Consider the following 946-nt stretch of genomic DNA (forward strand, 5'->3'; position numbering starts at 1 on the left):
GACTAATGTGATGGGCGCAACCAAGCGTTTATCGGAGCTTGTACTTCAAGGCTTAGCCCAGCGCCAGAACGATACACGTTTTTGCATGGTTCGCTTTGGCAATGTATTAGGTTCTTCGGGTTCTGTTGTACCGCTGTTTCGTAAGCAAATTAATGATGGTGGCCCGGTAACGGTAACGCACCCTGATATTACTCGCTATTTTATGACCATTCCTGAAGCAGCCTTGTTGGTACTTCAAGCAGGCTCAATGGGCGAGGGCGGTGATGTCTTTTTGCTTGATATGGGCGAGCAGGTTCGAATTGCCGATTTGGCAGGTAAGCTGATTCGCTTAATGGGCCTTGAGGTGAAGGATGATGATAATCCAAATGGTGATATCGAAATTCAGTATACCGGCTTACGACCAGGCGAGAAGTTATACGAAGAGTTGTTGATTGGCGACGACCCTTTACCAACCAGTCATTCTCGAATTATGAAAGGTCGTGAGATCTCATTACCTTGGGTTGAAGTAGAAGCCTTGCTTGAGAAGATTGATAAATACTCTCATCTATTTGATTGTTCTTCAGTGCGTGAGACGCTACTTAAAGCGCCTCTAGGGTATAACCCATCGAACGAGATTGATGACCTTGTTTGGAAGCAATCTCAGCATGAGTTGATACCCGAACATAATGCTTCAGCGAATGAAGAAGCACCCGTAAAGCCAAAAGTGGTTTCGATTTCAAAATCGCCCAAAAAACTGGCCTGATTTACTGCGCTGCCAAATGAGGGTGGCGTGAGCAGAGTTATCTCGCTTTTTAGCACTACTTTATATAGTGCTAATAGTGCTAATAGTGCGGCGGGGGCGGCTCCTGCTCAGTGCTTGCGCTGCCAGATTTAAGTTCCCCAAGCCCTTCTTTTAATAGTCGGTTCGCTACCCACAAATCTTGGATTTCCCTGTCCTGCTTAGTGA

2 protein-coding genes are annotated in these 946 nt (G+C 46.2%); one reads left to right on the top strand and one right to left on the bottom strand.

What is annotated here, in order from left to right; translation table 11 throughout:
- On the top strand, positions 1–742 hold a 742-nt coding region (locus A3766_RS27985; RefSeq protein ID WP_197479810.1), incomplete at its 5' end, for a polysaccharide biosynthesis protein.
- Between the two features lie 79 nt (positions 743–821).
- Here A3766_RS27985 and A3766_RS32825 read toward each other — a convergent pair.
- On the bottom strand, positions 822–946 hold a 125-nt coding region (locus A3766_RS32825; protein WP_197479811.1), incomplete at its 5' end, for a SlyX family protein.

The sequence above is a fragment of the Oleiphilus sp. HI0132 genome, assembly GCF_001635845.1.